The organism is Duganella aquatilis (assembly GCF_009674565.1).
Taxonomy (GTDB): domain Bacteria; phylum Pseudomonadota; class Gammaproteobacteria; order Burkholderiales; family Burkholderiaceae_D; genus Rugamonas; species Rugamonas aquatilis.
Genome location: NZ_WKJL01000015.1, coordinates 29,420 through 55,551 on the forward strand (window position 1 = coordinate 29,420; position 26,132 = coordinate 55,551).

The 26,132-nt window shown below is 64.5% G+C and carries 20 protein-coding genes; 11 read left to right on the forward strand and 9 right to left on the reverse strand.

Going from position 1 to position 26,132, the window contains the following annotated elements:
* Positions 1 to 80: 80 nt before the first annotated feature.
* Genes prpF through prpB form a run of 4 tightly spaced genes read right to left on the reverse strand, consistent with a single transcriptional unit; the run spans position 81 to position 5,911 of the window.
* Entirely contained in the window at positions 81 to 1,262 is a 1,182-nt protein-coding gene (gene prpF, locus GJ698_RS19275; protein WP_154359586.1) for a 2-methylaconitate cis-trans isomerase PrpF, read from the reverse strand.
* Complete coding sequence (gene acnD / locus GJ698_RS19280) at positions 1,262 to 3,859, reverse strand: Fe/S-dependent 2-methylisocitrate dehydratase AcnD (RefSeq protein ID WP_154359486.1); 2,598 nt, start codon at positions 3,857 to 3,859, stop codon at positions 1,262 to 1,264. The genes prpF and acnD overlap by 1 nt, the downstream gene beginning before the upstream one ends.
* Before the next feature lie 2 nt (positions 3,860 to 3,861).
* Complete coding sequence (prpC, locus tag GJ698_RS19285; protein WP_154359487.1) at positions 3,862 to 5,010, reverse strand: bifunctional 2-methylcitrate synthase/citrate synthase; 1,149 nt, start codon at positions 5,008 to 5,010, stop codon at positions 3,862 to 3,864.
* Between the two features lie 13 nt (positions 5,011 to 5,023).
* Positions 5,024 to 5,911: a methylisocitrate lyase gene (gene prpB, locus GJ698_RS19290; protein WP_154359488.1), complete on the reverse strand. Its 888-nt coding sequence runs from the start codon at positions 5,909 to 5,911 to the stop codon at positions 5,024 to 5,026.
* 146 nt (positions 5,912 to 6,057) lie between these two features.
* On the opposite strand from prpB, the gene prpR reads away from it, so the two are divergent.
* From prpR to GJ698_RS19320, 6 genes are all read left to right on the forward strand, one after another.
* The gene (gene prpR, locus GJ698_RS19295; RefSeq protein ID WP_154359489.1) at positions 6,058 to 7,680 is read left to right on the forward strand and encodes a propionate catabolism operon regulatory protein PrpR; all 1,623 of its coding nucleotides are present in this window, start codon (positions 6,058 to 6,060) and stop codon (positions 7,678 to 7,680) included.
* Between the two features lie 65 nt (positions 7,681 to 7,745).
* Entirely contained in the window at positions 7,746 to 8,780 is a 1,035-nt protein-coding gene (locus GJ698_RS19300) for a catalase family peroxidase (RefSeq protein WP_154359490.1), read from the forward strand.
* A 9-nt stretch (positions 8,781 to 8,789) separates the two neighbouring features.
* Entirely contained in the window at positions 8,790 to 9,341 is a 552-nt protein-coding gene (locus GJ698_RS19305; RefSeq protein WP_154359491.1) for a cytochrome b, read from the forward strand.
* 81 nt (positions 9,342 to 9,422) lie between these two features.
* A complete protein-coding gene (locus tag GJ698_RS19310; protein WP_154359492.1) occupies positions 9,423 to 10,286 on the forward strand; it encodes an alpha/beta fold hydrolase in 864 nt (287 codons plus the stop codon).
* Positions 10,287 to 10,300: 14 nt separating this feature from the next.
* Positions 10,301 to 11,335: a sensor histidine kinase gene (locus GJ698_RS19315; RefSeq protein ID WP_154359493.1), complete on the forward strand. Its 1,035-nt coding sequence runs from the start codon at positions 10,301 to 10,303 to the stop codon at positions 11,333 to 11,335.
* Positions 11,335 to 12,033: a LytR/AlgR family response regulator transcription factor gene (locus tag GJ698_RS19320; protein WP_154359494.1), complete on the forward strand. Its 699-nt coding sequence runs from the start codon at positions 11,335 to 11,337 to the stop codon at positions 12,031 to 12,033. Before GJ698_RS19315 ends, GJ698_RS19320 begins: the two co-directional genes overlap by 1 nt.
* Here the strand turns inward: GJ698_RS19320 and GJ698_RS19325 are convergent.
* The 5 genes from GJ698_RS19325 to clpS all read right to left on the reverse strand — a co-directional run bounded on the left by GJ698_RS19325 (position 12,028) and on the right by clpS (position 21,982).
* Positions 12,028 to 13,311 (reverse strand): MFS transporter, encoded by a 1,284-nt coding sequence (locus GJ698_RS19325; RefSeq protein ID WP_154359495.1) that lies wholly within the window; start codon positions 13,309 to 13,311, stop codon positions 12,028 to 12,030. The two genes, GJ698_RS19320 and GJ698_RS19325, sit on opposite strands and share 6 nt — an antisense overlap.
* Before the next feature lie 31 nt (positions 13,312 to 13,342).
* A complete protein-coding gene (locus GJ698_RS19330) occupies positions 13,343 to 15,772 on the reverse strand; it encodes an FtsX-like permease family protein (RefSeq protein ID WP_154359496.1) in 2,430 nt (809 codons plus the stop codon).
* A gap of 118 nt (positions 15,773 to 15,890) precedes the next feature.
* Positions 15,891 to 19,211: a S41 family peptidase gene (locus GJ698_RS19335; RefSeq protein ID WP_166454904.1), complete on the reverse strand. Its 3,321-nt coding sequence runs from the start codon at positions 19,209 to 19,211 to the stop codon at positions 15,891 to 15,893.
* A 165-nt stretch (positions 19,212 to 19,376) separates the two neighbouring features.
* On the reverse strand, positions 19,377 to 21,683 hold the full coding sequence (clpA, locus tag GJ698_RS19340; RefSeq protein WP_154359497.1) for an ATP-dependent Clp protease ATP-binding subunit ClpA: 2,307 nt from the start codon (positions 21,681 to 21,683) through the stop codon (positions 19,377 to 19,379).
* The gene (gene clpS / locus GJ698_RS19345) at positions 21,680 to 21,982 is read right to left on the reverse strand and encodes an ATP-dependent Clp protease adapter ClpS (protein WP_154359498.1); all 303 of its coding nucleotides are present in this window, start codon (positions 21,980 to 21,982) and stop codon (positions 21,680 to 21,682) included. The genes clpA and clpS overlap by 4 nt, the downstream gene beginning before the upstream one ends.
* A 325-nt stretch (positions 21,983 to 22,307) precedes the next feature.
* Here clpS and cspE point away from each other — a divergent pair, with 325 nt between their 5' ends.
* The 5 genes from cspE (at position 22,308) to rfbD (ending at position 26,109) form a co-directional block, all read left to right on the forward strand.
* Positions 22,308 to 22,511 (forward strand): transcription antiterminator/RNA stability regulator CspE, encoded by a 204-nt coding sequence (cspE, locus tag GJ698_RS19350; protein ID WP_038495037.1) that lies wholly within the window; start codon positions 22,308 to 22,310, stop codon positions 22,509 to 22,511.
* Between the two features lie 229 nt (positions 22,512 to 22,740).
* Entirely contained in the window at positions 22,741 to 23,811 is a 1,071-nt protein-coding gene (gene rfbB, locus GJ698_RS19355; RefSeq protein ID WP_154359499.1) for a dTDP-glucose 4,6-dehydratase, read from the forward strand.
* Positions 23,808 to 24,710 (forward strand): glucose-1-phosphate thymidylyltransferase RfbA, encoded by a 903-nt coding sequence (gene rfbA / locus GJ698_RS19360; protein ID WP_154359500.1) that lies wholly within the window; start codon positions 23,808 to 23,810, stop codon positions 24,708 to 24,710. The genes rfbB and rfbA overlap by 4 nt, the downstream gene beginning before the upstream one ends.
* Positions 24,707 to 25,255, forward strand: coding sequence for a dTDP-4-dehydrorhamnose 3,5-epimerase (gene rfbC / locus GJ698_RS19365; RefSeq protein WP_154359501.1), 549 nt, complete (start codon positions 24,707 to 24,709; stop codon positions 25,253 to 25,255). Before rfbA ends, rfbC begins: the two co-directional genes overlap by 4 nt.
* A complete protein-coding gene (rfbD, locus tag GJ698_RS19370) occupies positions 25,252 to 26,109 on the forward strand; it encodes a dTDP-4-dehydrorhamnose reductase (RefSeq protein ID WP_154359502.1) in 858 nt (285 codons plus the stop codon). The genes rfbC and rfbD overlap by 4 nt, the downstream gene beginning before the upstream one ends.
* Positions 26,110 to 26,132 lie beyond the last annotated feature (23 nt).

Here is a 26,132-nt window from a genome sequence, read left to right on the forward strand (position 1 = left end):
TCCTCCAATCGGGGTCAGTGCCGACATTCGGACATTTCGCAAGCGAAATGTCCGAATGTCGGCACTGACCCCGGTTTTATTTAGGCGGGTACGCGTACCCAGCCTTCCATCAATACGCGTGCGCTGCGGCTCATTACCGCTTTTTTGACGCACCATTCTCCGTTCTGCTGCACCGCCTCCGCACCGACACGCAAGGTGCCGGATGGATGGCCGAAGCGCACCGCGCCACGCTCGCCGCCGCCCGCCGCCAGGTTCACCAGCGTGCCGGGAATGGCGGCGGCCGTGCCGATGGCGACGGCGGCCGTGCCCATCATGGCGTGATGCAGCTTGCCCATCGAGAGCGCACGCACCAGCAGGTCGATATCGCCTGCCGCCACCGGCTTGCCGCTGGACGAGGTGTAGGCCTTCGGCGGCGCCACGAACGCCACTTTCGGCGTGTGCTGGCGCGTGGCCGCTTCGTCGAGGTCCTTGATAAGCCCCATGCGCAGCGCGCCGTATGCGCGGATGGTTTCGAACATCGCCAGCGCCCTGGCGTCGCCGTTGATCGCGTCCTGCAATTCGGCGCCGGTGTAGCCGACAGCATCGGCGTTGATGAAGATGGTCGGGATGCCGGCGTTGATCATGGTCGCCTTCAACGTGCCGACGCCGGGGACTTCCAGATCGTCCACCAGTTGGCCGGTCGGGAACATCGAACCGCCTGCGCCCTCTTCTTCCGCCGCCGGGTCCATGAACTCCAGCTGCACTTCGGCTGCCGGGAAGGTCACGCCGTCCAGCTCAAAGTCGCCGGTCTCCTGCACTTCGCCGTTGGTCATAGGAATGTGGGCGATGATGGTCTTGCCGATATTGGCCTGCCACACGCGCACTACCGCCACGCCGTCCTGCGGCACGCGCGCGGCGTCCACCAGGCCACCGCTGATGGCGAAGGCGCCCACCGCGGCCGACAGGTTGCCGCAGTTGCCGCTCCAGTCCACGAAGGCCTTGTCGATCGAGACCTGGCCGAACAGATAATCGACGTCGTGATCCGGCCGCGTGCTTTTCGACAGGATCACCGTCTTGCTGGTGCTGGACGTGGCGCCGCCCATGCCGTCGATCTGCTTGCCGTATGGGTCCGGGCTGCCGATCACGCGCAACAGCAACTGGTCGCGCGCGGCACCCGGCTGTTGCGCCGCCTCCGGCAGATCCTGCAGGCGAAAGAACACGCCCTTGCTGGTGCCGCCACGCATATAGGTGGCGGGGATCTTGATCTGAGGTTTGTGCGCCATCATGCAGCCTTTGCGGATTCGAGGAAGTCCTGCGCGAAGCGTTGCAGCACACCGCCGGCTTCGTAAATCGACACTTCTTCCGCCGTATCGAGGCGGCAGGTCACCGGTACTTCCAAACGCTCGCCGTTGCGGCGGTTGATCACCAGCGTCAGCGTGGAGCGCGGCGTGCGGTCGCCGATCACGTCGTAGGTTTCGGTGCCGTCCAGCGCCAGCGTCAGGCGGTTCACGCCCGGCTTGAACTCCAGCGGCAGCACGCCCATGCCGACCAGGTTGGTGCGGTGGATGCGTTCGAAGCCTTCGGCCACAATCGCTTCCACGCCCGCCAGCCGCACACCCTTGGCCGCCCAGTCGCGCGACGAGCCCTGGCCGTAATCCGCGCCGGCCACGATGATCAGCGGCTGCTTGCGGTCCATATAGGTTTCAATCGCTTCCCACATGCGCAGCACTTTGCCTTCCGGTTCCACGCGCGCTAGCGAGCCGGCTTTGATCTTGCCGTCGGCATCGCGCACCATCTCGTTCTTCAGCGTCGGATTGGCGAAGGTGGCGCGTTGCGCGGTCAGGTGGTCGCCGCGGTGGGTGGCGTAGGAATTGAAGTCCTCTTCCGGCAGGCCCATTTTGTGCAGATACTCGCCGGCGGCGGAATCCATCATGATGGCGTTCGACGGCGACAGGTGGTCGGTGGTGATGTTATCGCCGAGGACCGCCAGCGGACGCATGCCGCGCAGCGAACGTTCGCCCGCCAGCGCGCCTTCCCAGTATGGCGGACGGCGGATGTAGGTGGTCTGCGGACGCCAGTCGTACAGCGGACTGACGGAAATGCCATCATCCGCCTGCCTGGCGAACATCGGGATATAGACCTTGCGGAACTGCTCCGGCTTGACCGCGCTGGCGACGATGGCGTCGATCTCTTCGTCAGACGGCCAGACGTCTTTCAGCGTGATCGGCTGGCCGTTGGCGCCGTGGCCCAGCACATCCTTTTCGATGTCGAAGCGGATGGTGCCGGCAATCGCATACGCCACCACCAGCGGCGGCGAGGCCAGAAAGGCCTGCTTGGCATACGGGTGGATGCGGCCGTCGAAGTTGCGGTTGCCCGACAGGACAGCGGTCGCGTACAGGTCGCGGTCCACGACTTCCTTCTGTATCACCGGGTCCAGCGCGCCGGACATGCCGTTGCAGGAGGTGCAGGCATACGCCACCACGCCAAAGCCCAGCTGCTCCAGCTCCGGCAGCAGGCCCGCTTCTTCCAGATACAGCGTCACGGTCTTGGAGCCAGGCGCCAGCGAGGATTTCACCCATGGTTTGCGCGTCAATCCCAGCTTGTTGGCGTTACGGGCCAGCAGGCCGGCGGCGATCATATTGCGCGGATTATTCGTGTTGGTGCAGCTGGTGATGGCGGCGATGATGCAGGCGCCGTCCGGCATCAGGCCAGGCTCGTTCTCCACCACGCCGCTGATGCCGCGCGCGGCCAGGTCGCTGGTCGCCACGCGGTTGTGCGGATTGGATGGGCCGGCGATGTTGCGCACCACGGTCGACAGGTCGAACTTCAGCACGCGCTCGTACTCGGCGCCCACCAGCGCATCGCCCCACAAACCGGTTTCCTTGGCGTAGGTTTCCACCAGTTTGACCGTTTCGTCATCGCGGCCAGTCAGCTTGAGGTACTTGATGGTTTGCGCGTCGATGTAGAACATGGCGGCGGTGGAGCCGTATTCCGGCGCCATGTTGGAGATGGTCGCGCGGTCGCCCAAGGTGAGATGGGCGGCGCCTTCGCCATAGAACTCCAGGTACGACGACACCACTTTCTGCTTGCGCAGGAATTCGGTCAGCGCCAGCACGATGTCGGTAGCGGTGATGCCCGGCTGCGGCTTGCCGCTCAGGTCAACGCCGATGATGTCCGGCAGCCGCATCCACGATGCGCGGCCCAGCATCACGCTCTCCGCTTCCAGGCCGCCGACGCCGATGGCGATCACGCCCAGCGCATCGACCATCGGCGTGTGCGAATCGGTGCCGACCAGCGTATCCGGGAAAGCCACGCCGTCGACGGACTGGATCACCGGCGACATGCGCTCCAGGTTAATCTGGTGCAGGATGCCGTTCCCCGGCGGGATTACGTCGACGTTCTTGAACGCCTTCTTGGTCCAGTTGATGAAATCGAAGCGGTCTTCATTGCGGCGGTCTTCGATGGCGCGGTTCTTGTCGAAGGCGTCCGGATCGAAGCCGCCGCACTCCACCGCCAGCGAGTGGTCCACTACCAGTTGCGTCGGCACCACGGGATTGACCAGCGCCGGATCGCCGCCCTGCAGCGCAATCGCGTCGCGCAGGCCGGCCAGGTCGACCAGCGCGGTCTGGCCCAGGATGTCGTGGCACACCACGCGCGCCGGGAACCAGGGGAAGTCGAGATCGCGCTTGCGCTCGATCAGCTGCGACAGCGAAGCATCGAGCGTGGCCGGATCGCAGCGGCGCACGAGATTTTCCGCCAGTACGCGCGAGGTGTACGGCAGTTTGGCCCAGGCGCCTGGCTGGATCGCGTCGACAGCGGCGCGCGCGTCGAAGTAGTCTAGCTGGGTGCCCGGCAGATTCTTGCGGAATGCGGTATTCATGATTATTTACGGTCCTTGATCGGGACGAATTTCAGGTCTTCAGGGCCAACGTAGTTGGCGCTTGGGCGGATGATCTTGTTGTCGATGCGCTGTTCGATGATGTGCGCCGACCAGCCGGAGGTACGGGAGATGACGAACAGCGGCGTGAACATCGCGGTCGGCACGCCCATCATGTGGTACGACACGGCGGAGAACCAGTCCAGGTTCGGGAACATCTTTTTGATTTCCCACATCACCGATTCCAGGCGCTCGGCGATGTCGTACATCTTGGTCGAACCAGCTTCCTCGGACAATTGGCGCGCCACGTCCTTGATCACCACGTTGCGCGGATCGGAGACGGTGTACACCGGGTGGCCGAAACCGATCACCACTTCCTTGTTGGCGACGCGGCTGCGGATATCGGCTTCCGCCTCGTCCGGATTCTCGTAACGTTTCTGGATTTCGAAGGCGACTTCGTTGGCGCCACCGTGTTTCGGGCCGCGCAGCGCGCCGATGGCGCCGGTGATGGCCGAGTGAATGTCGGAGCCGGTGCCGGCGATGACGCGGCTGGTGAAGGTCGATGCATTGAACTCATGTTCCGCGTACAGGATCAGCGAGGTGTGCATCGCGCGCACCCACGATTCCTGCGGCTTGTGGCCGTGCAGCAGATGCAGGAAGTGGCCGCCGATGGAGTCGTCGTCGGTCTCGACTTCGATGCGCTTGCCGTTATGGCTGAAGTGATACCAGTACAGCAGCATGGAGCCGAAGGACGCCATCAGGCGGTCGGCGATGTCGCGCGCGCCTGGCGTATTGTGGTCATCCTTCTCCGGCAGCACGCAGCCCAGCACCGAGACGCCGGTGCGCATCACGTCCATTGGATGCGCGGACGCAGGCAACGCTTCCAGCGCCGATTTCACGGCTTGCGGCAGGCCGCGCAGCGAACGCAGTTTGGCCTTGTAGCCGCGCAGTTCCGACTCGGCCGGCAGTTTGCCATGCACCAGCAGGTAGGCGATTTCCTCGAACTCGCAGGTGGTGGCGACGTCCAGGATGTCGTAGCCGCGATAGTGCAGGTCATTGCCGGTTTTGCCGACGGAGCACAGCGCGGTATTACCAGCGGCGACGCCGGACAGGGCGACGGATTTTTTTGGCTTGAAAGTGGTGGCTTCGGTCATTTGGTGTCTCCTCTTATTTTTTCTGTGCGGCGAACAGGGCGTCGAGCTTTTGCTCGAAGCTGTGGTAATTGATGCGTTCATACAGTTCCGCGCGGGTCTGCATGGTGTCGAGTACGTTCTGCTGCGTGCCGTCGCGCCGGATGGCGCCGTAGACGTTTTCCGCCGCCTTGTTCATGGCGCGGAAGGCGGACAGTGGATACAGCACCAGGCCCACGTCGGCGCTGCGCAACTCGTCCACCGTGAACAGCGGCGTCGAACCGAATTCGGTGATGTTAGCCAGCACCGGCACCTTCACGGCGGCGGCGAACTGCTTGTACATATCGAGGCTGATCATCGCTTCCGGGAAGATCATGTCCGCGCCCGCTTCCACGCAGGCGACAGCGCGCTCGATGGCGGCGTCCAGCCCTTCCACGGCCAGCGCATCGGTGCGGGCCATGATGACAAACTGGTCGTCGGTGCGCGCATCGACGGCGGCGCTGATGCGGTCGACCATCTCCTGCTTCGATACGATTTCCTTGCCCGGACGATGTCCGCAGCGCTTGGCGCCGACCTGGTCTTCGATGTGCATGGCGGCGGCGCCGAACTTGATCATCGACTTGACGGTGCGGGCGACGTTGAAGGCGGAGGCGCCGAAGCCGGTATCGACGTCGACCAGCAGCGGCAGGTCGCACACGTCGGTGATGCGGCGCACGTCGGTCAGCACGTCATCCAGGTTGGAAATGCCCAGGTCCGGCAGACCGAGCGAACCCGCCGCCACGCCGCCACCGGACAGGTAGATCGCCTTGAAGCCGGCGCGCTTGGCCAGCAGTGCATGGTTGGCATTGATGGCGCCGACCACCTGCAAGGGGGACTCTTCCTGGACGGCTTTGCGGAACGCGGCGCCTGCGGAGTATTGACTCATGTTGTGACCTTTCGGTGTTGCGTTGAAGTTGCGCTTTGTATTGCAAGGGGCGTGCCAATGCACCAGTCTATATAAATCAAATACTTAGCCTATCACCATGTTGCACCGGCGTTTCACATGAAACAAAAATGAACTACAATTGAAACATGCGACATTCCACGCCCCTGCCCTTCGACAGCAACGACAAGCCGGTCATCTGGACGGTCTCGGTATCGCGCCTGTCCGACCTGTTCCGCGACATCACGCTGGAATACGACAACCTGGCCACGATCGAACCGATCAACCTCGGTTTCGAGGAAGCGGCCAAATACATCCGCGAGCGGCTGGCGACGGAACGCTGCGACGCCATCATCTCGGCCGGCTCCAACGCGGCGTACCTGAAAGGCCGGCTGTCGGTGCCCGTGGTGATCGCCAAATTCAGCGGCTTCGATGTGATGCAGGCGCTGGCGCGCGCGCGGCGCGTGTCGGACCGCATCGGCATCATCACCTACCAGGAACGGCTGGCGGAGCTGGCCGAGTTTTCCAGCACCTTCGGCTTCGATGTGGCGCAGCGCACCTACGTGACGGAGGAAGACGCGCGCGCGCAGGTCAACGACCTCAAAGCGGCGGGCATCAAGGCCATCGTCGGCGCGGGACGCATCACCGACCTGGCCGAGGAAGCGGGACTGACCGGCGTGTTCGTCTACTCCGCCGCCTCGATCCGGCATGCTTTCGACGACGCGCTGGAAATGGCGCGCCTGGCGCAGCTGGAATCCAACCGCAACCGCGCGCGCAGCGCGGTGGTGACGGACACGCTGCGCGCCAGGCATGGCATCAACGACTTGCGCGGCGATTCGGCGGCGATGGAGACGGTGCGGCAATCGGTGGTGCTGTACGCGAAATCGCCCGCCACCGTGCTGATACAAGGCGAAACCGGCTGCGGCAAGGAACTGGTGGCGCAAGCCATCCACCGCGAGGCGCCGCGCACGCTGGGCCAGAACCGGCCGTTCGTGGCGGTGAACTGCGGCGCGATCGCGGAATCGCTGCTGGAGTCGGAACTGTTCGGCCACGAGGAAGGCGCCTTCACCGGCGCGCGGCGCGGCGGCCATGCGGGCCTGTTCGAGGCGGCCAACCACGGCACGCTGTTCCTCGACGAGATAGGCGAAATGCCGCTGACGCTGCAAACGCGCCTGCTGCGCGTGCTGGAAGAACGTGAAGTGGTGCGCGTCGGCGGCACGCGACCGATACCGGTCCATGTGCGCATCATCAGCGCCACCCACTGCGACCTGGAACAGCGCGTGCGCGAAGGCCGCTTCCGCGCCGACCTGTTCTACCGGTTGGCGGTGCTGCGGCTGGCACTACCGCCACTGCGCGCGCGGCCGGAAGACGTGATGACGCTGACCGAATGGTCGCTGAAAAATTCGCTGGCGTCGCTGGGCGCGCGACCGCATCCCAACCTGCATGCGGAAATGACGGCCTGCGCGCCGCTGCTGCAGCGCTACGCCTGGCCAGGCAACGTGCGCGAGCTGCGCAACCTGACCGAGCGCCTGGCGCTGTTTCTGGCCGCCGAACCGCTGCAGGCGCTGACGCCGGCGTTCGTCCTCAGCGTCGCCCCCGAGCTGGGCACGCCTGACGCCACCCTGCCCGCGCCGGCGCCAGCCACCGGGCGCATCGCCGACGTGCTGGCGCGCTTCGGCGGCCGCCGCGACGCCGCCGCCGACTACCTCGGCATCAGCCGCACCACGCTGTGGCGCAAGCTGAAGGCCGAACAGGACGAAGATGTAACTTAAGCGTCATTCTCGCGTCATCTTTCCCCGTATAGAATGAGCGATCCATTCCATGCAGGGAGTTTGCGATGCCCACTCCAAAATCTTACGTGCTGCCGCTAGCGGCAATCGCCTGCACCGCCTGCGCGCTGGCGGCCGGCTATGCCTATGCGGCCGGCTGGTTTACGCCGGACCGCCTGACGCCGCAGCGTATCACCAACAGCTTTACCGCCAACGCCGGCGAACATCCCGGCTTCCGGCGCAACCACGCCAAGGGCGTGTGCGTGATCGGCTACTTCGAGGGCAATGGGCAGGGCAGCCGCTACTCCAGCGCCACCGTCTTCGGCCAGGTGCGCACGCCGGTGGTCGGCCGCTTTGCCGTGCCGGGCGGTAATCCCTCGGTGGCCGATACTTCCAGTCCGGTGCGCAGCCTCGCGCTGCAATTCACCAGCGCCAACGGCGAACAATGGCGCACTGGGATGAACAACACGCCTATCTTTATCGTCAACACGCCGCAGGCGTTTTACGAAAGCCTTCAGGCGGCGCGTCCCGATCCCGCCACCGGCAAGCCGGACGGCGCCAGACTACAGGCCTTCTTCAAGGCGCATCCGGAAACCGCTCCCTTCCGCCAATGGCTCAAGGCGAATCCGCCATCGTCGTCCTTCATCAACTCCACCTTCTACAGCATCAACGCCTTCAAGCTGGTGGACGGCAGCGGACGCATCCAGCTCGCACGCTGGTCGGTGACGCCGGATGCGGCTTACGACCAGCTGCCGCCGGGCGTCACGGCGCCGAACGCCCTGCAGGATGAACTGATCGCGCGCCTGCAAAACGGTACGGCGCGCTGGCATCTGCAACTGCAACTGGCGCAGGCGGGAGATCAGGTCAACGACGCCACCGTCGCCTGGCCTGCGGACCGCCCGGTGGTCGACGCCGGCGTGCTGACGCTGGAGCGCGCGGCCGCCCAGGACGACGGCCCATGCCGCGACATCAACTTCGACCCGACGATCCTGCCGAGCGGGATCAAGGTGTCCGACGATCCGCTGCTGGCCGCGCGCTCCGGCGCCTACGACAGTTCGTTCAACCTGCGCGCCCGCGAACAAGCCGCGCTGCATGCGAAATAAGGACACGCCATGACACCCCAACGCTTCTCCCTGGCCGTGCGCCTGCTTCACTGGGCCATGGCGCCGTTATTGATCGCCATGCTGCTGATCGGCACCGGCATGGTCACCACCGTCTCTTCCTGGCACGTCACGCTGGTCAATCTGCACAAGCCGCTGGGCGTGGCGCTGCTGGTGCTGGCGGTCCTGCGCCTGCTGCTGCGCCTCGCCGGCAAGACGCCGCCGCTGCCGGCCAGCGTGCCGGCGCCCATCCGCCTGGCGGCGCACGCCTCGCACTGGCTGCTGTACGGCTGCATGCTGGCGATGCCGCTGATCGGCTGGGCCATGCTGTCGGCCGGCGGCTTCCCGCTGCCGCTCATCGCCGGCTGGCCGCTGCCGCCGCTGCTGGCGCCCAACCTGGCGCATTATGTGACGCTGCGCGCGCTGCACACCTTGCTGGGCGAAGCCTTCTTCCTGCTGATCATCGGCCACATCGTCGCCGGCCTGGGACACGCGCTGCTGCTGCGCGACGGCGTGTTCGACGCCATCACGCTGCGAACTCGGCGCAACCGCTCATCCAGCTAGAAAACCGCTCATCCCAAAGGCGTCGCCGCATGCCGGCGGCGCCGATAGCATGGCTCCACTTACTCACCAACGGAGAACGCCATGCTGATCAAAACCATCGCCGCTGTTGCCGCTACGCTGATGCTGGGCCATGCCGCCGCAGCCGACCATCCCGCCTTCAAAGTCGACGTGACCGGCTCCGGCGCGCCGATCATCCTGATTCCCGGCCTGGCGTCATCCGGCAGCGTGTGGGACGGCACGGTGGCGCACTACTGCGCCAGCGGCAAGCATCAGTGCCACGTGCTGACACTGGCCGGTTTCGCCGGCCAGCCCGCCATCCAGGAGCCGCTGCTGCCGGCGGCCGAGCAGCAGCTGAGCGCCTACATCGCCGACAACAAGTTCGATCACCCGGTCGTCATCGGCCACAGCCTGGGCGGCTATCTCGGCATGAAGCTGGCGGCGGATCATCCTGAACAGGTGGGCCGGCTGGTCATCGTCGATTCGCTGCCGGCGCTGGGCGCCACGCAGGCGCCGAACATCACCCGCGCACAGCTCAAGCAAATGGCCGACGGCATGGCCGCCAGCATGAAGGCGCTGGACGCCGAAACCTTCCGCGCCAACCAGTTACGCACGCTGCGCACCATGATCACCAGGCAGGAAGACATCGACCGCGCGCTGAATGCCGGCAAAGCGTCGGACCGCGACACCGTCATCAGCAGCATGACGGAGCTGATGGCGGCCGACCTGCGCGACGACGTCAGCCGCATCAAGGCGCCGACGCTGGTGATGGGTACCTGGATCGCCTACAAGGATTACGCGCCCAAGGAAGCCATCACCGCCGTCTACACCACGCAGTATGCCAAGCTGCCCGGCGTGCGCGTGGAGATGGCGGACAGCGCCCGCCATTTCATCATGTACGACGATCCAAGCTGGATGTATGATCGCATCGACAACTTCCTGAATTGATCGAATTGATCGCCATGACCGCAAACCGTCCCCTGATAGCACGCCTGAACTGGTACTGGATCTTCCAGCTGGCCGGCTGGGGCTTCCTGCCACTGTTCTCCTTCGCCATGGGCGCCACCCGTGTGCCCGGCCTGATGTGGGTGACCTGCTGGGGCGCGGTGAGCGGCATCATCATCTCCGACCTGTGGCACCGGCTGCTCAAGCGGCGCATCCGCAACGGCCGGCGCACCGGATGGAAGCTGGTGCTGTGTGCGATCCTTGTGCTGGGAACCTTGCATACCGCCGTGCAGTATCTGGGCTACGTCGTGCTGATGCCGTCGACCATGTCGCACGGGATGGATTGGCTGCCCGGCGCGCTGCTGTCCTGGTGGGCGGTGCACATGGTGTGGAATATCTTCTACATGGCGGTGCTGTCGCTGCGCCGCGCCAACCGCGCGGAGTCGGAAGCGCTGCGACTGGAAGTCGCCGCCAAGGACGCCGAGCTGCGCGCCTTGCAGGCGCAGGTCAATCCGCACTTCTTCTTCAACAGCATGAACAGCGTGCGCGCGCTGATTTACGAAGAACCGGATGCGGCGGCGCAAATGATCGACCAACTGGCCAGCGTGATGCGCTACGCGCTGCAATCAGGCCATCACGACACGGTGCCACTGTCGACGGAGATCGAGGCGGTGCAGGCTTACCTGTCGATCGAGAAGATCCGCTTCGAGGAACGCATGCGCGTCAGCGTGGAAATCGGCATGGGCCTGGAACAGGTGCGCATTCCGCCGATGGCCTTGCAGACGCTGGTGGAAAACGCCGTCAAGTACGGCGTCGAGGCCAGTCCCACCGGCAGCGACATCCGCATCCGCGCGGAGCGCATGGACAACGGCGCGGTACATATCGAGATCGCCAACCTGGGCGCGATTGTACCATTCGCGAATTCCACCAAGGTGGGCTTGGTCAATACGCGCAAGCGGCTGGCGCTGGCCCTGGGCGAAAACGCGCAGCTGGATTTATCTGAAAACAGTGGCTGGGTACGCGCCACCATGACTTTACCGGAGGCCGCCTGATGCGGGCATTACTGATCGACGACGAGCGCCTGGCGCGGGCCGAGCTGCGTCGCCTGCTGGCGGCGCATCCTGACGTGGAGATTGTGGGTGAAGCGGTCAACGCCGCCGACGGCGTGCAGCAGATCGCCGCGCTCAAGCCGGACCTGATTTTTCTCGACGTGCAAATGCCCGGCGGCTCCGGCTTCGACATGCTGGCGTCGCTGGAGGAAGCGCCGGAGGTGATCTTCACCACCGCCTTCGACCAATACGCCTTGCAGGCGTTCGAAGTGAATGCGCTGGATTATCTGCAAAAGCCGATCCAGGCGGCGCGCATGGCCTCGGCCTTGCAGCGCTGCGCGGTACGGCATCAAAGCACGGCGGCAGCCGCCGCGCCGAAAAAGCTGTTCATCAAGGATGGCGGGCGATGCTGGTTTGTCGCCGTGCAGGACATCCGCCTGTTTGAATCCGAAGGCAATTACACCCGCGTGTACTTCGAGCGCCAGCAGCCGCTGATGCTGCGCTCATTGAACCAGCTGGAGGACAAGCTCGATCCGCAGCAATTCTTCCGCGCCAATCGCCGCCACATCATCAATCTCGATTACGTCGAACAGGTCGAGCCGAATGACGCCGGCGGCCTGGATCTGACGCTGCGCGACCAGCTGCAGGTGGAGGTTTCGCGCCGCCGCGCCGCGCAGTTCAAGGCGCTGACCAGTCTATAGTTCGGGAATCGGCCGCACCACCAGGTAGCGGTACGACATGGCGCCGAGGAAGGCGATACCGGCGCCGGTCAACAGCGCCGGCACGAAGGACCAGGACTGCGCGATGTAGCCGGTCAGCACCGGCGCCAGCGCGCCGCCGAGGAAGCCGCCGAAGTTTTGCAGCGCGCCCAGCGAGGCGATGCGGCTCGGCGGCGCCGCCACCGTCGCCAGCGACCAGGCACATGCCGACGAGGCGTTGGCCAGGAAGATGACGATGGCGATGCAGGCCACCGCCGCCACATTGCTCTCGACCAGCGCCGCCGGGATCGTGAACGCCACCATGCCCAGCGTGGATGCGACCACCGCGTTGCGACGCCCCAGCAGCGGCGATGCCGCGCCTTGCGCCACACGGTCCGACGCCCAGCCGGCAACCAGCGCGCCGGCAAAGCCGCACAGGAAGGGAATGGCGGCGGCGATGCCGACGTGGGCGAACTCCATGTGCCGCTCCGTGCGCAAATAGCCCGGCAGCCAGGTCAGGTAGACCCAGTTGAGGTACACCGATCCGAAGAAGCCCAGCATCATGCCCCACGTGGTGCGATAGCGGAACAGCGCCAGCCACGAAGCGGAATCCGCTTTGGGCGCGGCGGCGCGCGACGCTTTCACTTCAAGGTAGGCGCGTTCCTCCGCGCTCATTTGCTGGTGCACCGGATCGCGGTACAGCGCCAGCCAGACCACCGCCGCCACCAGTCCCATCGCGCCGGTGGCGAAGAAGGCCCAGTGCCAGCTGGTCGCGGCAATCAGCGGCGGCAGGCACAGAGGCGCCAGCGCCACGCCGAGCGGAGACGCGGAATTGAAGATGCCGGTCGGCGTGCCGCGCGCACGGACCGGGAACCAGTTGCTGACCACCCGCGCCGCCGACGGAAACTGCGGCGCCTCGCCGATGCCCAGCGCTATGCGGGCGATGACGAACCAGCCGAAGGTCGAGGCCAGCCCACCGGCCGCCTGCGCCACCGACCACACCACCAGGCCGATGCCGAGCAGCCAGCGCGGTCCGGTCCTGTCCACCAGCGCGCCAACCGGCAGCTGGCACAAGGCGTAGCTCCACGAAAAGGCCGACAGCAGCAAGCCCATTTGGCCCAGCGACAGGCCCAGATCGGCGCGGATGTATTCATTGGCCACCGCCAGCGTGGCGCGATCCAGGTAGTTGATCACGCCGCAGACCACCAGCAGTACAAGGGCCAAGGTCTGGCGGCGGCGGATGTGGGAAGAAGGTTTGACGTTTGTCGTTATATTTATCATTTGGCGACATTGTACGACAGCGCCAGATGGATCAACTGCGCAGCGCCTCCACCGGCGACAGGCGCATGGCCAGCCACGCGTGGCGGCTGATGGCGCTGATCGCGATCACCAGCGTCAGCGCCAGCGCGAACAGCAAGGTCCAGTAGCCGACCGGTGCGTGTTCGACATAGCCGGCCAGGTAACGCTGGATGGCGATCGCCGCCAGCGGCAGGCCGATCGCGGCGGCGATCAGTATCAGCGTGCCGATCTCGCGCAGCACCAGCAGGCCAATGTCGCCGCGCCGCGCGCCGTGCAGCTTGCGCAGCACGATTTCCCTGGCACGGCGCTGCACGGTGTTGGCGGACAAAACGTAGGTGCCGACGCCGGCGATGATCAGCGCCAGGCAGGTGGCGCTGGCCAGCAGCTTGGCCATGCGCGCATCCTCGGCGTAATTCACGGCCAGCACCTCGTCGGCGCGGTGCATGCGCAGCAGCGATTCAGGGAAGTAGCGCGGCCACAGCTCGCGCACCGCGCGCTCGATGTCCGCCATCGGTCCATGCACGCGCACGGTCAGCGAGGCGCCGGCGGTGCGCAATTCGTAGGCGGTGGCGCGCGGCGCTTCGCGCAGCGAACGGAAACGCAACTCCGGGGCGATGCCGACGATGGTCTTGCGGATGGTCTTGTTGTCGAAGCCCGTGAACAACACCGTTTCGCCCACCGCCGCCTGCGGCGACGCGAAGCCGAGCGCGCGCGCGGCGATGGCGTTGATCACCACCGGCACAAGGTCATCGTCGGCATCCACGCCCCGTTTGAACAGGCGCCCCGCCACCGGCTGGACGCGCAACTGCTCGAAGAAATTCGTGCTGACCGACTTCATCTCCATGGTCGCCGCCTGGCCGCCGGGACGTTGCAGGTCGCGCGACCAGCTCCAGTCCAGACGCCCGACCGGATCGTCCGACACGGCCACGCCGTCCACGCCGGTCTGCGCCGACAGCGCGGTATAGAATCCATGTGCCGTCGGGCTGTCCTTGACGCGCTCCGGCATGTCCACCACCAGCAGCGGCGCCGGGTCGAAACCGGGCGACGACGTCAGCGCGTAATGCGTTTGCCAGGCGATGGCGATACTGACGCCGGCCAGGCCCATGGCCGCCGCGATCTGTATCACCGTCAGCACGCGCCGCAGCCGCATGCTGGCGCCAGACTCGGTGCCGGGACGACCGGCCAGCACCTGCGTCGGGTGCACGCGCAGCGCAATCACGGCGGGATAAATCGCGCTCACCACGCCCAGCAAGGCGCCGATGCCGAAGGCCGCCGCGATATTCGATGCCGTGAACAGGTCGTCCAGCTGTCGATTCACCAGCTCCGAAAACACCGGCAGCGCCAGCCAGGCCAGCAGCAGTCCCAGCGCCGTGGCCAACATCGACACCAGCAGCGACTCCAGCATGAACTGCAACGCCAGCTGCGACAGGCCGGCGCCAAGCACCTTGCGCATCGCCACCTCGCGCTGGCGGCGCAGCACACGCACCGTGGTCAGGTTGACGTAGTTGATCGCCGCCAGCACCAGTATCAGCACGGCGATGGCGGCCAGTCCGGCGATCACCACCGGATCGCCACGGTCGCCCACCAGCGCGATGGTGCTGCGCAGGTTCTGCGTGAAATAGGCGCCACGCAGTGGCGACAGGGAGATGTCCATGGTCTTGCGCTTGCCCAGGCGCGCCATCACCTCGGCGGGGAAACTTTGCACGCTGGGCGTGTGGTCCACCACCTGTTGCAGGCTGTCGGTCAGCGCGGAGATCGAGGTGCCGGGGCGGACGCGTATCAGTATCTTGCCGATCCATCCGTGCTCGCCGGTCACCATCTCGTGGCGCACCTCTTCGGCGAAGGTGGAGTTCACCCCAAACAGCATCTCGAACGGAATGGTGGTGTTCGACGGCGGCGTGGCGACAACGGCCCCCACCTGCTGCGGCTTGCCTTCCATGTGGACGATGCGGCCGACCACGTCGGCGGCGCCGAAGTAGCGCAGCGCCGTCGCCTCGGTCAGCACGATGCGGTCGGGACGTTCCAGCGCGCCGGGCAGGTCGCCGTGCAGCGCGCGCAGGCCCAGTATGCGCTCAAAGCCGGGCAGCACGACCAGCGCGCGCACGCGCAGCATCTTGCGGTCGATGCGGACTGCGATCGGCATGACCTCTTCGCGCGCCGGAATGTAGGTCGTGGCATCGACCACGCCAGGCATCTTCAGCGCCGCGTTCCGCAGGAACATCGGCGCCAGGTCGTACAGCGGCTCGGTGGGATCGACATTGAAGCGGTGGCGGACCACGTAGATATTGTCCACGTCCGGCACCGAGGCATCGTACTCCAGCGAGTAGCGCACAAAGCCAAGCAGCAGCAGGCACGCCGCCAGGCCCGCGCTCAGTCCGAGCATGACCGCCAGCGTGTATGCCGGTTCCTGTATCAGTGTGCGCCAGCCGATGCGAAAGTCCATGTATGTCCCGTTTGTTGTGAGTTTGTCAGGTCAGATTGCAAACTCCATGCCACATGGATTCAGGCGCTGGCGGCGGCGCGGTGTGCGGAAATGAACGCCGGCCGCGAGCCGACACTGTTCACTTCCGGACATTCAGGCCAGGGATCACCTGCGGCGTGTACGGCTTGACCGGCTGCTCCTTCAGCTTTTTGTCCAGCAGTTCCAGCGCCACTTCCAGCTGGCGGTCCTGGCCCTGGTAGGTGGCGTGCGGCGGATTGTCGACCACCACGTCCGGCGTCACGCCCACGCCTTCGATCAGCCACTGGCCGTCTTCGGCGTGGAACTGGCCCATCTGCGCCACGCGCGCCATGCCGTTGTCGCTCAGGCGGTTGTTATCGCTGAGCCAGACGCCGGCGCCGGCGGTGCGCTTGCCGACCAGCGGCGCCAGTCCCAGCGACTTGATGCCGGCGGCGAAGGTCTCGCCGTCCGAGTAAGTGTATTCATCCACCAGCACCACCAGGTGGCCGCGGAAGGTGTTCTGCATGTTCGGCGACGGCGCCACGCCCGGCGGCGCCCAGAACGCCCACGCCTTGCGCAGCAGCTTCTCGATGATCCAGCTGTCGATATTGCCGCCGTTGTTGCGGCGGACGTCGATGATCAGGCCCTCGCGGTTGACGTTGGCGTAGAAGTCGCGCGCGAACGAGGCGATGTCCGCCGGCCCCATGGCGCGCAGGTGCAGGTAGCCGATGCGGCCCTTGGACGCGGCTTCCACCTGGCGTGCGCGCGATTGTTCCCAGTCGCTGTAGCGCAGGCCGAACTGTTTGGCCATGTTCACCGGCAGCACGATCACCTGGCGCGTGTCGTTCTTACGCTTCACCTGCAACAGCACCTGCTTGTCGGCCTGGTTCAGCAACAGGTCGGCGATGTCGCGCGCCTCCAGCACCGGCTTGCCGTTGACGGCGGTGATGACGTCGCCCTCCTTCACGTCCACGCCGGCTTGCGCCAGCGGACCGCGTTGCGACGGCAGTTCCGGTTCGCTGGCGTAGACATGGTCGACGCGGTAGCCGTCGGCGGTGCGCGTCAGCAGCGCCCCCAGGCCGGCCGGCACGCCTTCCGGCGCCGGCTTGCGGATGTCGCCGGGACGGATCTGCGAGTGCAGCGCGCCGACTTCGCTGATCATCATGCCCAGCACGTCGTCCAGCTCCGCGCGGTCGGTCACGCGGTCCACCAGCGGCGCGTACTTGGCGCGCACGGCAGGCCAGTCGGCGCCGCGCATCTTGACGTCGTAGAGGAAGTCGCGGTGCATGCGCCAGGCGTCGTTGAACATCTGCTTCCATTCCAGGCGCGGATTGGAGGTGAAGGTCCAGTCGTCCACCTTGACCCTGGCCTTACTGGTGTCGGTTGGCGCCTTGGCGCCCGCTTCCACCACCAGCATGTCGCCCGGACCGTTGGCGGCGATGGTGCGGTAGTAGACGTGCTTGCGGTCGGCGGACAGGTCGAACTCGCGCACATTGGCCGCGAACACTTCCGCCTTCGGATCATTGCTGGCGACGGCCAGCGTTTTCAGCGCGGCCTTGCCATCGGCGCCGTCGGCGTCGATGAAGTACAGGCGCTTGTCGTCGATCTGCAGGCCGCTGTAATTACCGGGCGGCAGATGCACTTCGTACAGGCGCTCGGCCAGGCCGGCGTAGACGATGGCCGGCAGCGCTTTGCCGGCCGGCTTGGGCGCGGCCTTGGCGACGGCTTTTTCCGCCGCCTTCTCGGCCGCCTGCTCGGTGGCGCCTTCGGCCGGCTTGTCGGCCGGCTTGCTCAGTTCATCGTCCGGCTTGAACGGGAAGCGGTTCTCCGGCTGCAGCGCCAGCGCGTAGATGCCGGTGCGCTTGTCGAACACCGGCCCCATGTTGCGGTCGCCCCACGGCGAGCCGTTGGCCAGCGTGAAGTTACGGGCCGACAGGAAGTACAGCCATTTGCCGTCCGGCGAAAACACCGGCGAGCGCGAGGTATAGCGGTCGCTGGTGACGAAGTTCAGTTGCTTGGTGTCGAGGTTGAACAGGCCGATCTGGTCGCGCTGCTCGGTGCTGCCGGCGCGGACCAGCGCCAGGTTCCTGCTGTCCGGCGACCACTGGATTTCCTCGTACTCGCCGGCGCCGGACTTGCCGGCATCGTCGATGATGGTGTTGGCCTTGGTGGCCAGGTCCAGCAGCCAGAAGCGGCCCTTCTTGTCGGTGTGGCCCAGCCAGCGGCCGTCCGGCGACGGGTACAGCTTCCAGCGGTGGTTGGTACCGTCCCTGGTCAGCTGCTCGCCCTTGCCGGAACCGTCGGCGGCGAATTTCCAGATTTCGTTTTCGCCGGTGGTGTCGACGATGGCGTAGATCGATTTATCGTCGTGGCTGAACACCGCCTCGCGCGCGCGCGAGCCTTCCGGTATGGCGATTTCCACGCGACGCTGCACGCCGGTGCCGGCCACACTGACGCGGCCGCGCGCGGTCAGCACCAGGCGTTCGAACTTGCCGGCGATCTGCACATTGGTCAGGCTTTCCAGCGGCGAGCGGATCTGGCGTGCGCGCTGCTGGTCGAAGTCCGACACCAGGCTGACGGCCAGCTGTTCATCCTTGTTGCTGGCCAGGTCCAGCACGTGCAGGTCGGCGCCCAGCTGGTAGGCGATGCGGCCATCGCCCATGGCGGCGTTGCGCACGTCCCAGTCGGCGTATTGGGTCAGCTGGCGCGGATCGCTGCCGTCGGCGGCCATGGTCCACAGATTGTCGGAGCCGCCACGGTCGCTGATGAAGTACAGGCGGCCCTGCCACCACATCGGGCGCTTGTTGTTGCCGGTGTCGGCGGCCAGCAGCTGCACCGCTTCGCCGTTGCCGCCGACATCGTAGCGCCACAGCTGCGCGGTGGCGCCGCCGCGATACAGCTTGACGTTGTCGTTGGTCAGCGCCAGGCCGTTACGGGTGAAGTACAGCGTCTTGCCGGCGTCGTCGAGCACGGCGTCGTTGGCGTCGGCCAGCGGGAAGATGCGGCGTTGCAGCGTGTCCGGCTTGACGGCGGCGATGACGAAACTGCGGCCCGGTCCGGTGCCGCCCGCCATGCTGACCAACACCTCGCCCTGCGCGCTCCAGCCCAGCACCGAGACGGCGCCGTTTTCAAACGTGATGCGCTTGGGCAGGCCGCCCGCCAGCGGCATCACATAGGCTTCCTGCGCGCCTTCGTAGGCGGCCGAGAAAGCCACCCACTGGCCGTCGCGCGAGATGGCGGCGTTGGTCTCGGCCGCCGGATGCGTGGTCAGACGCTGGGCCTGGCCGCCATGGACGCCGGTGCGCCACAGGTCGCCCTCGGCGGTGAACACCACGCTGTCGCCGCGGATGGCGGGATAGCGGTAATAGGCATCGGCGGCGCTGGCGGAAGACAGCAGACCGGCGGACATCAGCATCAAGGCAAGTGGACGGGACAGGTTCATGGGACAGTGTCATAGGTTGTCGTATGGATCGACAATTCTGGCACAGATCGTTGCCCTGTTGGGGTTGACGTTGCAGGCCGCTTTAAAAGCACGCGGCACCCATGCAACCCGCACACCGCTGCGGCCGGGGATAAAAAAAAAGCCCGCGTTCTGCGGGCTTTTTGCTTACTCGACTTCAACCGTCTCCGGCGGCGGCGCCGGTGCGGCGTCCGGCGGTTCCGGGAACTCCAGCTTGACGTTGTCCTTGTCGTCCAGATCCACGGTGACCTTGCCGCCGGCGACCAGACGGCCGAACAGCAGCTCGTCGGCCAGCGCCTTGCGGATCATGTCCTGGATCAGGCGCGACATCGGACGCGCACCCATCAGCGGATCGAAGCCTTTCTTCGCCAGGAAAGCACGCAGCTTCTCGGTGAAGATCGCTTCGACTTTTTTCTCGTGCAGCTGCTCTTCCAGCTGCATCAGGAACTTGTCGACCACGCGCAGGATGATTTCCTCGTCCAGCGCGCGGAAGCTGATGATCGCATCCAGACGGTTGCGGAACTCGGGCGTGAACATGCGCTTGATGTCGCCCATCTCGTCGCCGGCCTGCTTGGTGTTCGTGAAACCGATCGACGACTTCTGCAAGCTCTCGGCGCCCGCGTTGGTGGTCATGATGATGATCACGTTGCGGAAGTCGGCCTTGCGTCCGTTGTTGTCGGTTAGCGTGCCGTGGTCCATCACCTGCAGCAGGATGTTAAAGATGTCCGGATGGGCTTTTTCAATCTCATCCAGCAGCAGCACCGTGTGCGGTTTCTTGGTGATGGCTTCGGTCAGCAGGCCGCCCTGGTCGAAACCAACGTAGCCCGGCGGCGCGCCGATCAGGCGCGACACGGCGTGACGCTCCATGTATTCCGACATGTCGAAGCGCACCAGCTCGACGCCGAGGATGAACGCCAGCTGTTTCGCCACCTCGGTCTTGCCGACGCCGGTCGGACCGGAGAACAGGAAGGAGCCGATCGGCTTGTCGGTTTTGCCCAGGCCGGCACGCGCCATCTTGATCGCCGAGGCCAGCGCTTCGATCGCCGGATCCTGGCCGAACACCACGTTGCGCAGGTCGCGGTCGATGGTCTGCAGCTTGCTGCGGTCGTCCTGGTTGACGGTTTGCGGCGGGATGCGCGCGATCTTGGAGATGATGTCCTCGATCTCGGTCTTGCCGATGGTTTTCTTCTGCTTCGACTTCGGCAGGATGCGTTGCGCCGCACCGGCTTCGTCGATGACGTCGATGGCCTTGTCCGGCAGGTGGCGGTCGTTGATGAAGCGCGCCGCCAGCTCGGCCGCGGTCGACAGCGCCGACGACGAGTATTTCACGCCATGGTGCTCTTCGAAGCGCGACTTCAGGCCGCGCAGGATCTGCACGGTCTGCTCGACGGTCGGTTCATTGACGTCGACTTTCTGGAAGCGGCGGCTCAACGCGTGGTCCTTCTCGAACACGCCACGGAATTCCGTGTAGGTGGTCGCGCCGACGCATTTCAGCTGGCCGTTGGCCAGGGCTGGCTTCAGCAGGTTGGACGCGTCCAGCGTGCCGCCCGAGGCCGAGCCGGCGCCGATGATGGTGTGGATCTCGTCGATGAACAGGATGCCGTGCGGGTTGTCCTTCAATTGCTTGAGGACGGCCTTGAGGCGCTGTTCGAAGTCGCCGCGGTACTTGGTGCCGGCCAGCAGCGCGCCCATGTCCAGCGAATACACGACGGCATTCTGCAGGATTTCCGGCACGTCGCCTTGCGTGATGCGGTAGGCCAGGCCTTCGGCGATGGCGGTCTTGCCGACGCCGGCTTCGCCCACCAGCAGCGGATTGTTCTTGCGGCGGCGGCACAGGATCTGGATCACGCGGTCGACCTCGTCCTCGCGGCCGATCAGCGGATCGATCTTGCCGTCGGCGGCCGACTTGTTGAGGTTCTGGGTGAACTGGTCGAGCGGGCTTTCCTTGGTCTGGCCTTCGCCGCCCGGAGCGCCCTCTTCCACGCCTTCCGACGCCTTGGCGGTGTCGGTCTGCTGGTCCTTGCGCACGCCGTGCGAGATGAAGTTGACCACGTCCAGGCGGGTCACGCCCTGCTGGTGCAGGTAGTACACCGCGTGCGAGTCTTTTTCGCCGAAGATGGCCACCAGCACATTGGCGCCGGTGACTTCCTTCTTGCCATTCGAGGCGGACTGGACATGCATGATGGCGCGCTGGATCACGCGCTGGAAACCGAGCGTCGGCTGGGTATCGACCTCACCCGTGCCCGGCACGGTCGGGGTGTTATCGCCAATAAAATTGGTCAGGGTTTTGCGCAGATCTTCAATGTTGACGGCGCATGCGCGCAACACTTCGGCAGCCGAAGGGTTGTCCAGCAAGGCCAGCAGCAAGTGCTCCACCGTGATGAATTCGTGGCGCGCCTGTCGGGCTTCGACAAACGCCATGTGCAAACTTACTTCCAATTCCTGCGCAATCATACTTCCTCCATCACGCATTGCAGGGGGTGGCCTGCCTTGCGCGCATGCGTTAACACAAACTCCACTTTGGTACAGGCTATATCTTTTGAGAACACGCCGCACACTCCTTTGCCATAGCGGTGAACACTGAGCATTATTTGCGTGGCTGTTTCACGGTCTTTATTGAAATACTCCTGGATCACGGCGACCACAAACTCCATCGGGGTGTAGTCGTCATTCAGCAACGCCACTTGATACAGGGGTGGCGGTTTCAGCGCTTGCCTTTCCAGGACGGTATCGGTGTCATGCTTGGTTGCCATACGCTTATATTCTAATGCTTTCGGGGTTGATGCAATGTGCATTTCGCTGCACATATCCAATTGTTTTCCATCTTACGCGTTTTCTGAACTTGACGCAGATGGCGCCCTATTCCGCAAAATCAAGAGTTGCAAATTCACCCACCGTGGGAAAAGTAGCAAAATGCATACAAATCTGCTTGACTTTCAAATTTGGTCCGCTAACAATGCGTTTATCGGCTCCGTGCAGAAATGTACATGTTGATAAGAAGTGGGCGTGAGGAGAGGGGCAGGAAGCTTCTTGCTTTTATGGCTCGTGTGATCTGTTTTAATTTAGAAAGTTCTTTTTATGGCAACTGGTACTGTTAAGTGGTTCAATGATTCCAAAGGCTTTGGCTTCATCACTCCAGATGACGGCGGCGAAGATTTGTTCGCTCACTTCTCCGCAATCAACATGAACGGTTTTAAGACCTTGAAAGAAGGTCAAAAAGTTCAGTTCGAAGTCACGCAAGGCCCTAAAGGCAAGCAAGCTTCCAATATCCAGGCTGGCTAATTTCAGCCTCCTGCACTCCGCACTCCGGAGAACAGCCCTACGGCCCGGTCGATTCATTTCGTCCGGGCCGTTGTTCATTCAGCCCCCCCCCTTCCACGATCTGTGTTGTGTGAACCACAACCATGCACCATGCAAGGGTGTGTTTAATTGAGTTTTTTTGTGCAGTGCAAGAATGGTTTGTCGTAAAATCACGCTTACAACTAATTCAACTTTCATGCGGGAATGACAAATGATTTTTGTGACGGGTGGCGCAGGTTTTATTGGTTCCAACTTTGTGCTCGACTGGCTGGCCCAGTCCGATGAGCCGGTTCTCAACTTCGACAAGTTGACTTATGCGGGCAATCTGAACAATCTGGCCTCGCTGAAACAGGATGCGCGCCATACCTTTGTGCGCGGCGACATCTGCGACCAGGCCCAGGTGCTGGCGTTGTTCCAGCAACACAAACCGCGCGCGGTGGTGCACTTCGCGGCCGAAAGCCACGTCGACCGCTCCATCCTGGGGCCGGGCGAATTTATCAATACCAACATTAACGGCACCTTCAGCCTGCTGGAAGCGGCGCGCGCCTACTGGTCGGCGCTGCCGGATGACGAGAAGGCGGCGTTCCGCTTCCTGCACGTCTCCACCGACGAGGTCTACGGCACCCTGGGCCCGGACGACGCGCCGTTCAGCGAAACCACCGCGTTTGCGCCGAACAGCCCATACTCGGCATCAAAAGCCTCCTCGGACCACCTGGTGCGTTCGTACTTCCATACCTACGGCCTGCCGGTGCTGACCACCAACTGCTCCAACAACTACGGTCCTTACCACTTCCCGGAAAAACTGATCCCGCTGATCATCGCCAATGCGCAAGCCGGCAAGCCGCTGCCGATCTACGGCGACGGTCAGCAGGTGCGCGACTGGCTGTACGTCACCGACCACGCCGCCGCCATCCGCCGCGTGCTGGAAGCGGGCCGCCTGGGCGAGACCTACAACGTCGGCGGCTGGAACGAAATGGCCAACCTGGACGTGGTGCACACGCTGTGCGACATGCTGGACAAGCTGAAGCCGAAGGCCGAAGGCAGCTACCGCGACCAGATTACCTTCGTCAAGGACCGTCCCGGCCACGACCGCCGCTACGCCATCGACGCGCGCAAGCTGGAACGCGAGCTGGGCTGGAAACCGGCCGAGACCTTCCAGAGCGGCATCGCCAAAACGGTGCAGTGGTACCTGGACAACCAGGCCTGGGTGGCCGACGTGCAGTCAGGCAGCTACGCCAAGTGGGTGGAAACCAATTACTTTAACCGCGAGGGCCAGCAATGAGCACACCAGTTTCCAATCGTAAGGGCATCATCCTGGCAGGCGGATCCGGCACCCGGCTGTACCCGGTGACGATGAGCGTTTCCAAGCAGCTGTTGCCGATCTACGACAAGCCGATGATCTATCACCCGTTGACCACGCTGATGCTGGCAGGCATCCGCGAGGTGCTGATCATTTCCACGCCGCAAGACACGCCACGCTTCAAGGATCTGCTGGGCGACGGCGGCCAATGGGGCATCAGCATCAGCTACGCGGTGCAGCCCTCGCCGGACGGCCTGGCGCAGGCCTTCATCATCGGCAAGGAATTCGTCGGCGACTCGCCGTCGGCGCTGATCCTCGGCGATAACATCTACTACGGCAACGACCTCGATGCGCTGCTGCGCCACGCCACCGAGCAGACCGACGGCGCCACCGTGTTCGCCTACCACGTGCAGGATCCGGAGCGTTACGGCGTGGTCGAGTTCGATGGTGACCGCACCGCCGTCTCGATCGAGGAAAAACCGAAACAGCCGAAGTCCAACTACGCCGTCACCGGCCTGTACTTCTACGACAATCAGGTGTGCGATATCGCTGCCAGCATCAAGCCATCGGCGCGCGGCGAGCTGGAAATCACCGACGTCAACAAGGTGTACCTCGAAAAGCGCGAGCTCAACGTGGAAGTCATGGGCCGCGGCATGGCCTGGCTGGACACCGGCACCCACGATTCGCTGCTGGAAGCCGGCCAGTTCATCGCCACGATAGAAAAACGCCAGGGCCTGAAAGTGGCCTGCCCGGAAGAGATCGCCTATCGCAAGGGCTATATCAACGCCGACCAGCTGCGCAAGCTGGCCGAGCCGCTGAAGAAAAACAATTATGGCCAGTATTTGCTGCAAATTTTGGAAGATAAGGTGGTACAACGATGAATGTGATTAAGACGCCACTGGAAGGTCTGCTGGTGCTGGAGCCGAAAGTCTTTGGCGATGACCGTGGTTTTTTCTTTGAGAGTTTCAACGCCAAACGCTTTGCCGAGCTGACCGGCTTTACCGGCGACTTCGTGCAGGACAACCACTCGCGCTCGTCCAAAGGCGTGCTGCGCGGCCTGCACTACCAGATCCAGCAGGCCCAGGGCAAGCTGGTGCGCGCCACCGCAGGTTCGGTGTTCGATGTCGCGGTCGATATCCGCAAGAGCTCGCCGACCTTCGGCCAGTGGTTCGGCATCGAGCTGTCGGCCGAGAACAAGCGCCAGGTCTGGATTCCGCCAGGCTTCGCCCATGGTTTCGTGGTGACCTCCGACTCCGCCGAGTTCCTGTACAAGACCACCGACTACTGGGCGCCCGAGCACGAGCGCGCCATTCTGTGGAACGACCCGACGATCGGCATCGACTGGCCGGCGCTGGATGCGGCGCCGCTGTTGTCCGGCAAGGATGCGGCGGCGGCCCTGCTGGCCAACGCCGAGGTGTTCGCATGAAGGTGCTGCTGACCGGCAGCACCGGCCAGGTCGGTTACGAACTGGCGCGCAGCCTGCAAGGCGTGGGCGAGGTGGTGGCGGTGGACCGCAACGTGATGGACCTGTCCAACCTGGACCAGGTGCGCGAGGTGATCCGCAGCGTCAAGCCGCAGCTGATCGTCAATCCGGCCGCCTACACGGCGGTGGACAAGGCCGAGAGCGAACCAGAGCTGGCCTACCGCATCAACGCCGAAGCGCCGGGCGTGATGGCCGAGGAAGCCAAAAAACTGGGCGCGGCGCTGGTGCACTACTCGACCGACTACGTGTTCGACGGCGCGCAGCCAAGCGCGCGGGTGGAGGACGATGCGGTCGGCCCATTGAACGTCTACGGCGCCAGCAAGCTGGCCGGCGAACAGGCGATCGCCGCCGCCGGCATTCCGCACCTGATCTTCCGCACCAGCTGGGTGTACGGCATGCGCGGCAAGAACTTCCTGCTGACCATGCTGCGGCTGGCCAAGGAGCGCGACGAGCTGCGCGTGGTGGCCGATCAGCACGGCGCCCCCACCTGGAGCCGCACCATTGCCGATACCACGGCGCAGGTGCTGTCGCAGGCGCACGCCGGCGGCAACGCATGGTGGGACCAGCACAGCGGCATCTACCATCTGAGCGCGCAGGGCCAGACCACGTGGCACGAGTTCACCCAGGCCATCGTTGAAGAAGCCGGCTTGCCGTGCAAGGTATTGCCGATCACCAGCGCCGACTACCCTACCCCGGCCCAGCGGCCGCAATTCTCGGTGATGTCGTCCGAGCGGCTGATGACGCGCTTCTGTCATCTGCCGGACTGGAAGACGGCGCTGCAGCTCTGCATGCGCTAAAAGAAATGGCGGCCTGGGCCGCC

Excerpts from the sequence above, each read along its gene's own strand:
- prpF (WP_154359586.1), bottom strand. The coding sequence starts at position 1,262 with ATGGCGCACAAACCTCAGATCAAGATCCCCGCCACCTATATGCGTGGC.
- acnD (WP_154359486.1), bottom strand. The coding sequence starts at position 3,859 with ATGAATACCGCATTCCGCAAGAATCTGCCGGGCACCCAGCTAGACTAC.
- prpC (WP_154359487.1), bottom strand. The coding sequence starts at position 5,010 with ATGACCGAAGCCACCACTTTCAAGCCAAAAAAATCCGTCGCCCTGTCC.
- prpB (WP_154359488.1), bottom strand. The coding sequence starts at position 5,911 with ATGAGTCAATACTCCGCAGGCGCCGCGTTCCGCAAAGCCGTCCAGGAA.
- prpR (WP_154359489.1), top strand. The coding sequence starts at position 6,058 with ATGCGACATTCCACGCCCCTGCCCTTCGACAGCAACGACAAGCCGGTC.
- GJ698_RS19300 (WP_154359490.1), top strand. The coding sequence starts at position 7,746 with ATGCCCACTCCAAAATCTTACGTGCTGCCGCTAGCGGCAATCGCCTGC.
- GJ698_RS19305 (WP_154359491.1), top strand. The coding sequence starts at position 8,790 with ATGACACCCCAACGCTTCTCCCTGGCCGTGCGCCTGCTTCACTGGGCC.
- GJ698_RS19310 (WP_154359492.1), top strand. The coding sequence starts at position 9,423 with ATGCTGATCAAAACCATCGCCGCTGTTGCCGCTACGCTGATGCTGGGC.
- GJ698_RS19315 (WP_154359493.1), top strand. The coding sequence starts at position 10,301 with ATGACCGCAAACCGTCCCCTGATAGCACGCCTGAACTGGTACTGGATC.
- GJ698_RS19320 (WP_154359494.1), top strand. The coding sequence starts at position 11,335 with ATGCGGGCATTACTGATCGACGACGAGCGCCTGGCGCGGGCCGAGCTG.
- GJ698_RS19325 (WP_154359495.1), bottom strand. The coding sequence starts at position 13,311 with ATGATAAATATAACGACAAACGTCAAACCTTCTTCCCACATCCGCCGC.
- GJ698_RS19330 (WP_154359496.1), bottom strand. The coding sequence starts at position 15,772 with ATGGACTTTCGCATCGGCTGGCGCACACTGATACAGGAACCGGCATAC.
- GJ698_RS19335 (WP_166454904.1), bottom strand. The coding sequence starts at position 19,211 with ATGAACCTGTCCCGTCCACTTGCCTTGATGCTGATGTCCGCCGGTCTG.
- clpA (WP_154359497.1), bottom strand. The coding sequence starts at position 21,683 with ATGATTGCGCAGGAATTGGAAGTAAGTTTGCACATGGCGTTTGTCGAA.
- clpS (WP_154359498.1), bottom strand. The coding sequence starts at position 21,982 with ATGGCAACCAAGCATGACACCGATACCGTCCTGGAAAGGCAAGCGCTG.
- cspE (WP_038495037.1), top strand. The coding sequence starts at position 22,308 with ATGGCAACTGGTACTGTTAAGTGGTTCAATGATTCCAAAGGCTTTGGC.
- rfbB (WP_154359499.1), top strand. The coding sequence starts at position 22,741 with ATGATTTTTGTGACGGGTGGCGCAGGTTTTATTGGTTCCAACTTTGTG.
- rfbA (WP_154359500.1), top strand. The coding sequence starts at position 23,808 with ATGAGCACACCAGTTTCCAATCGTAAGGGCATCATCCTGGCAGGCGGA.
- rfbC (WP_154359501.1), top strand. The coding sequence starts at position 24,707 with ATGAATGTGATTAAGACGCCACTGGAAGGTCTGCTGGTGCTGGAGCCG.
- rfbD (WP_154359502.1), top strand. The coding sequence starts at position 25,252 with ATGAAGGTGCTGCTGACCGGCAGCACCGGCCAGGTCGGTTACGAACTG.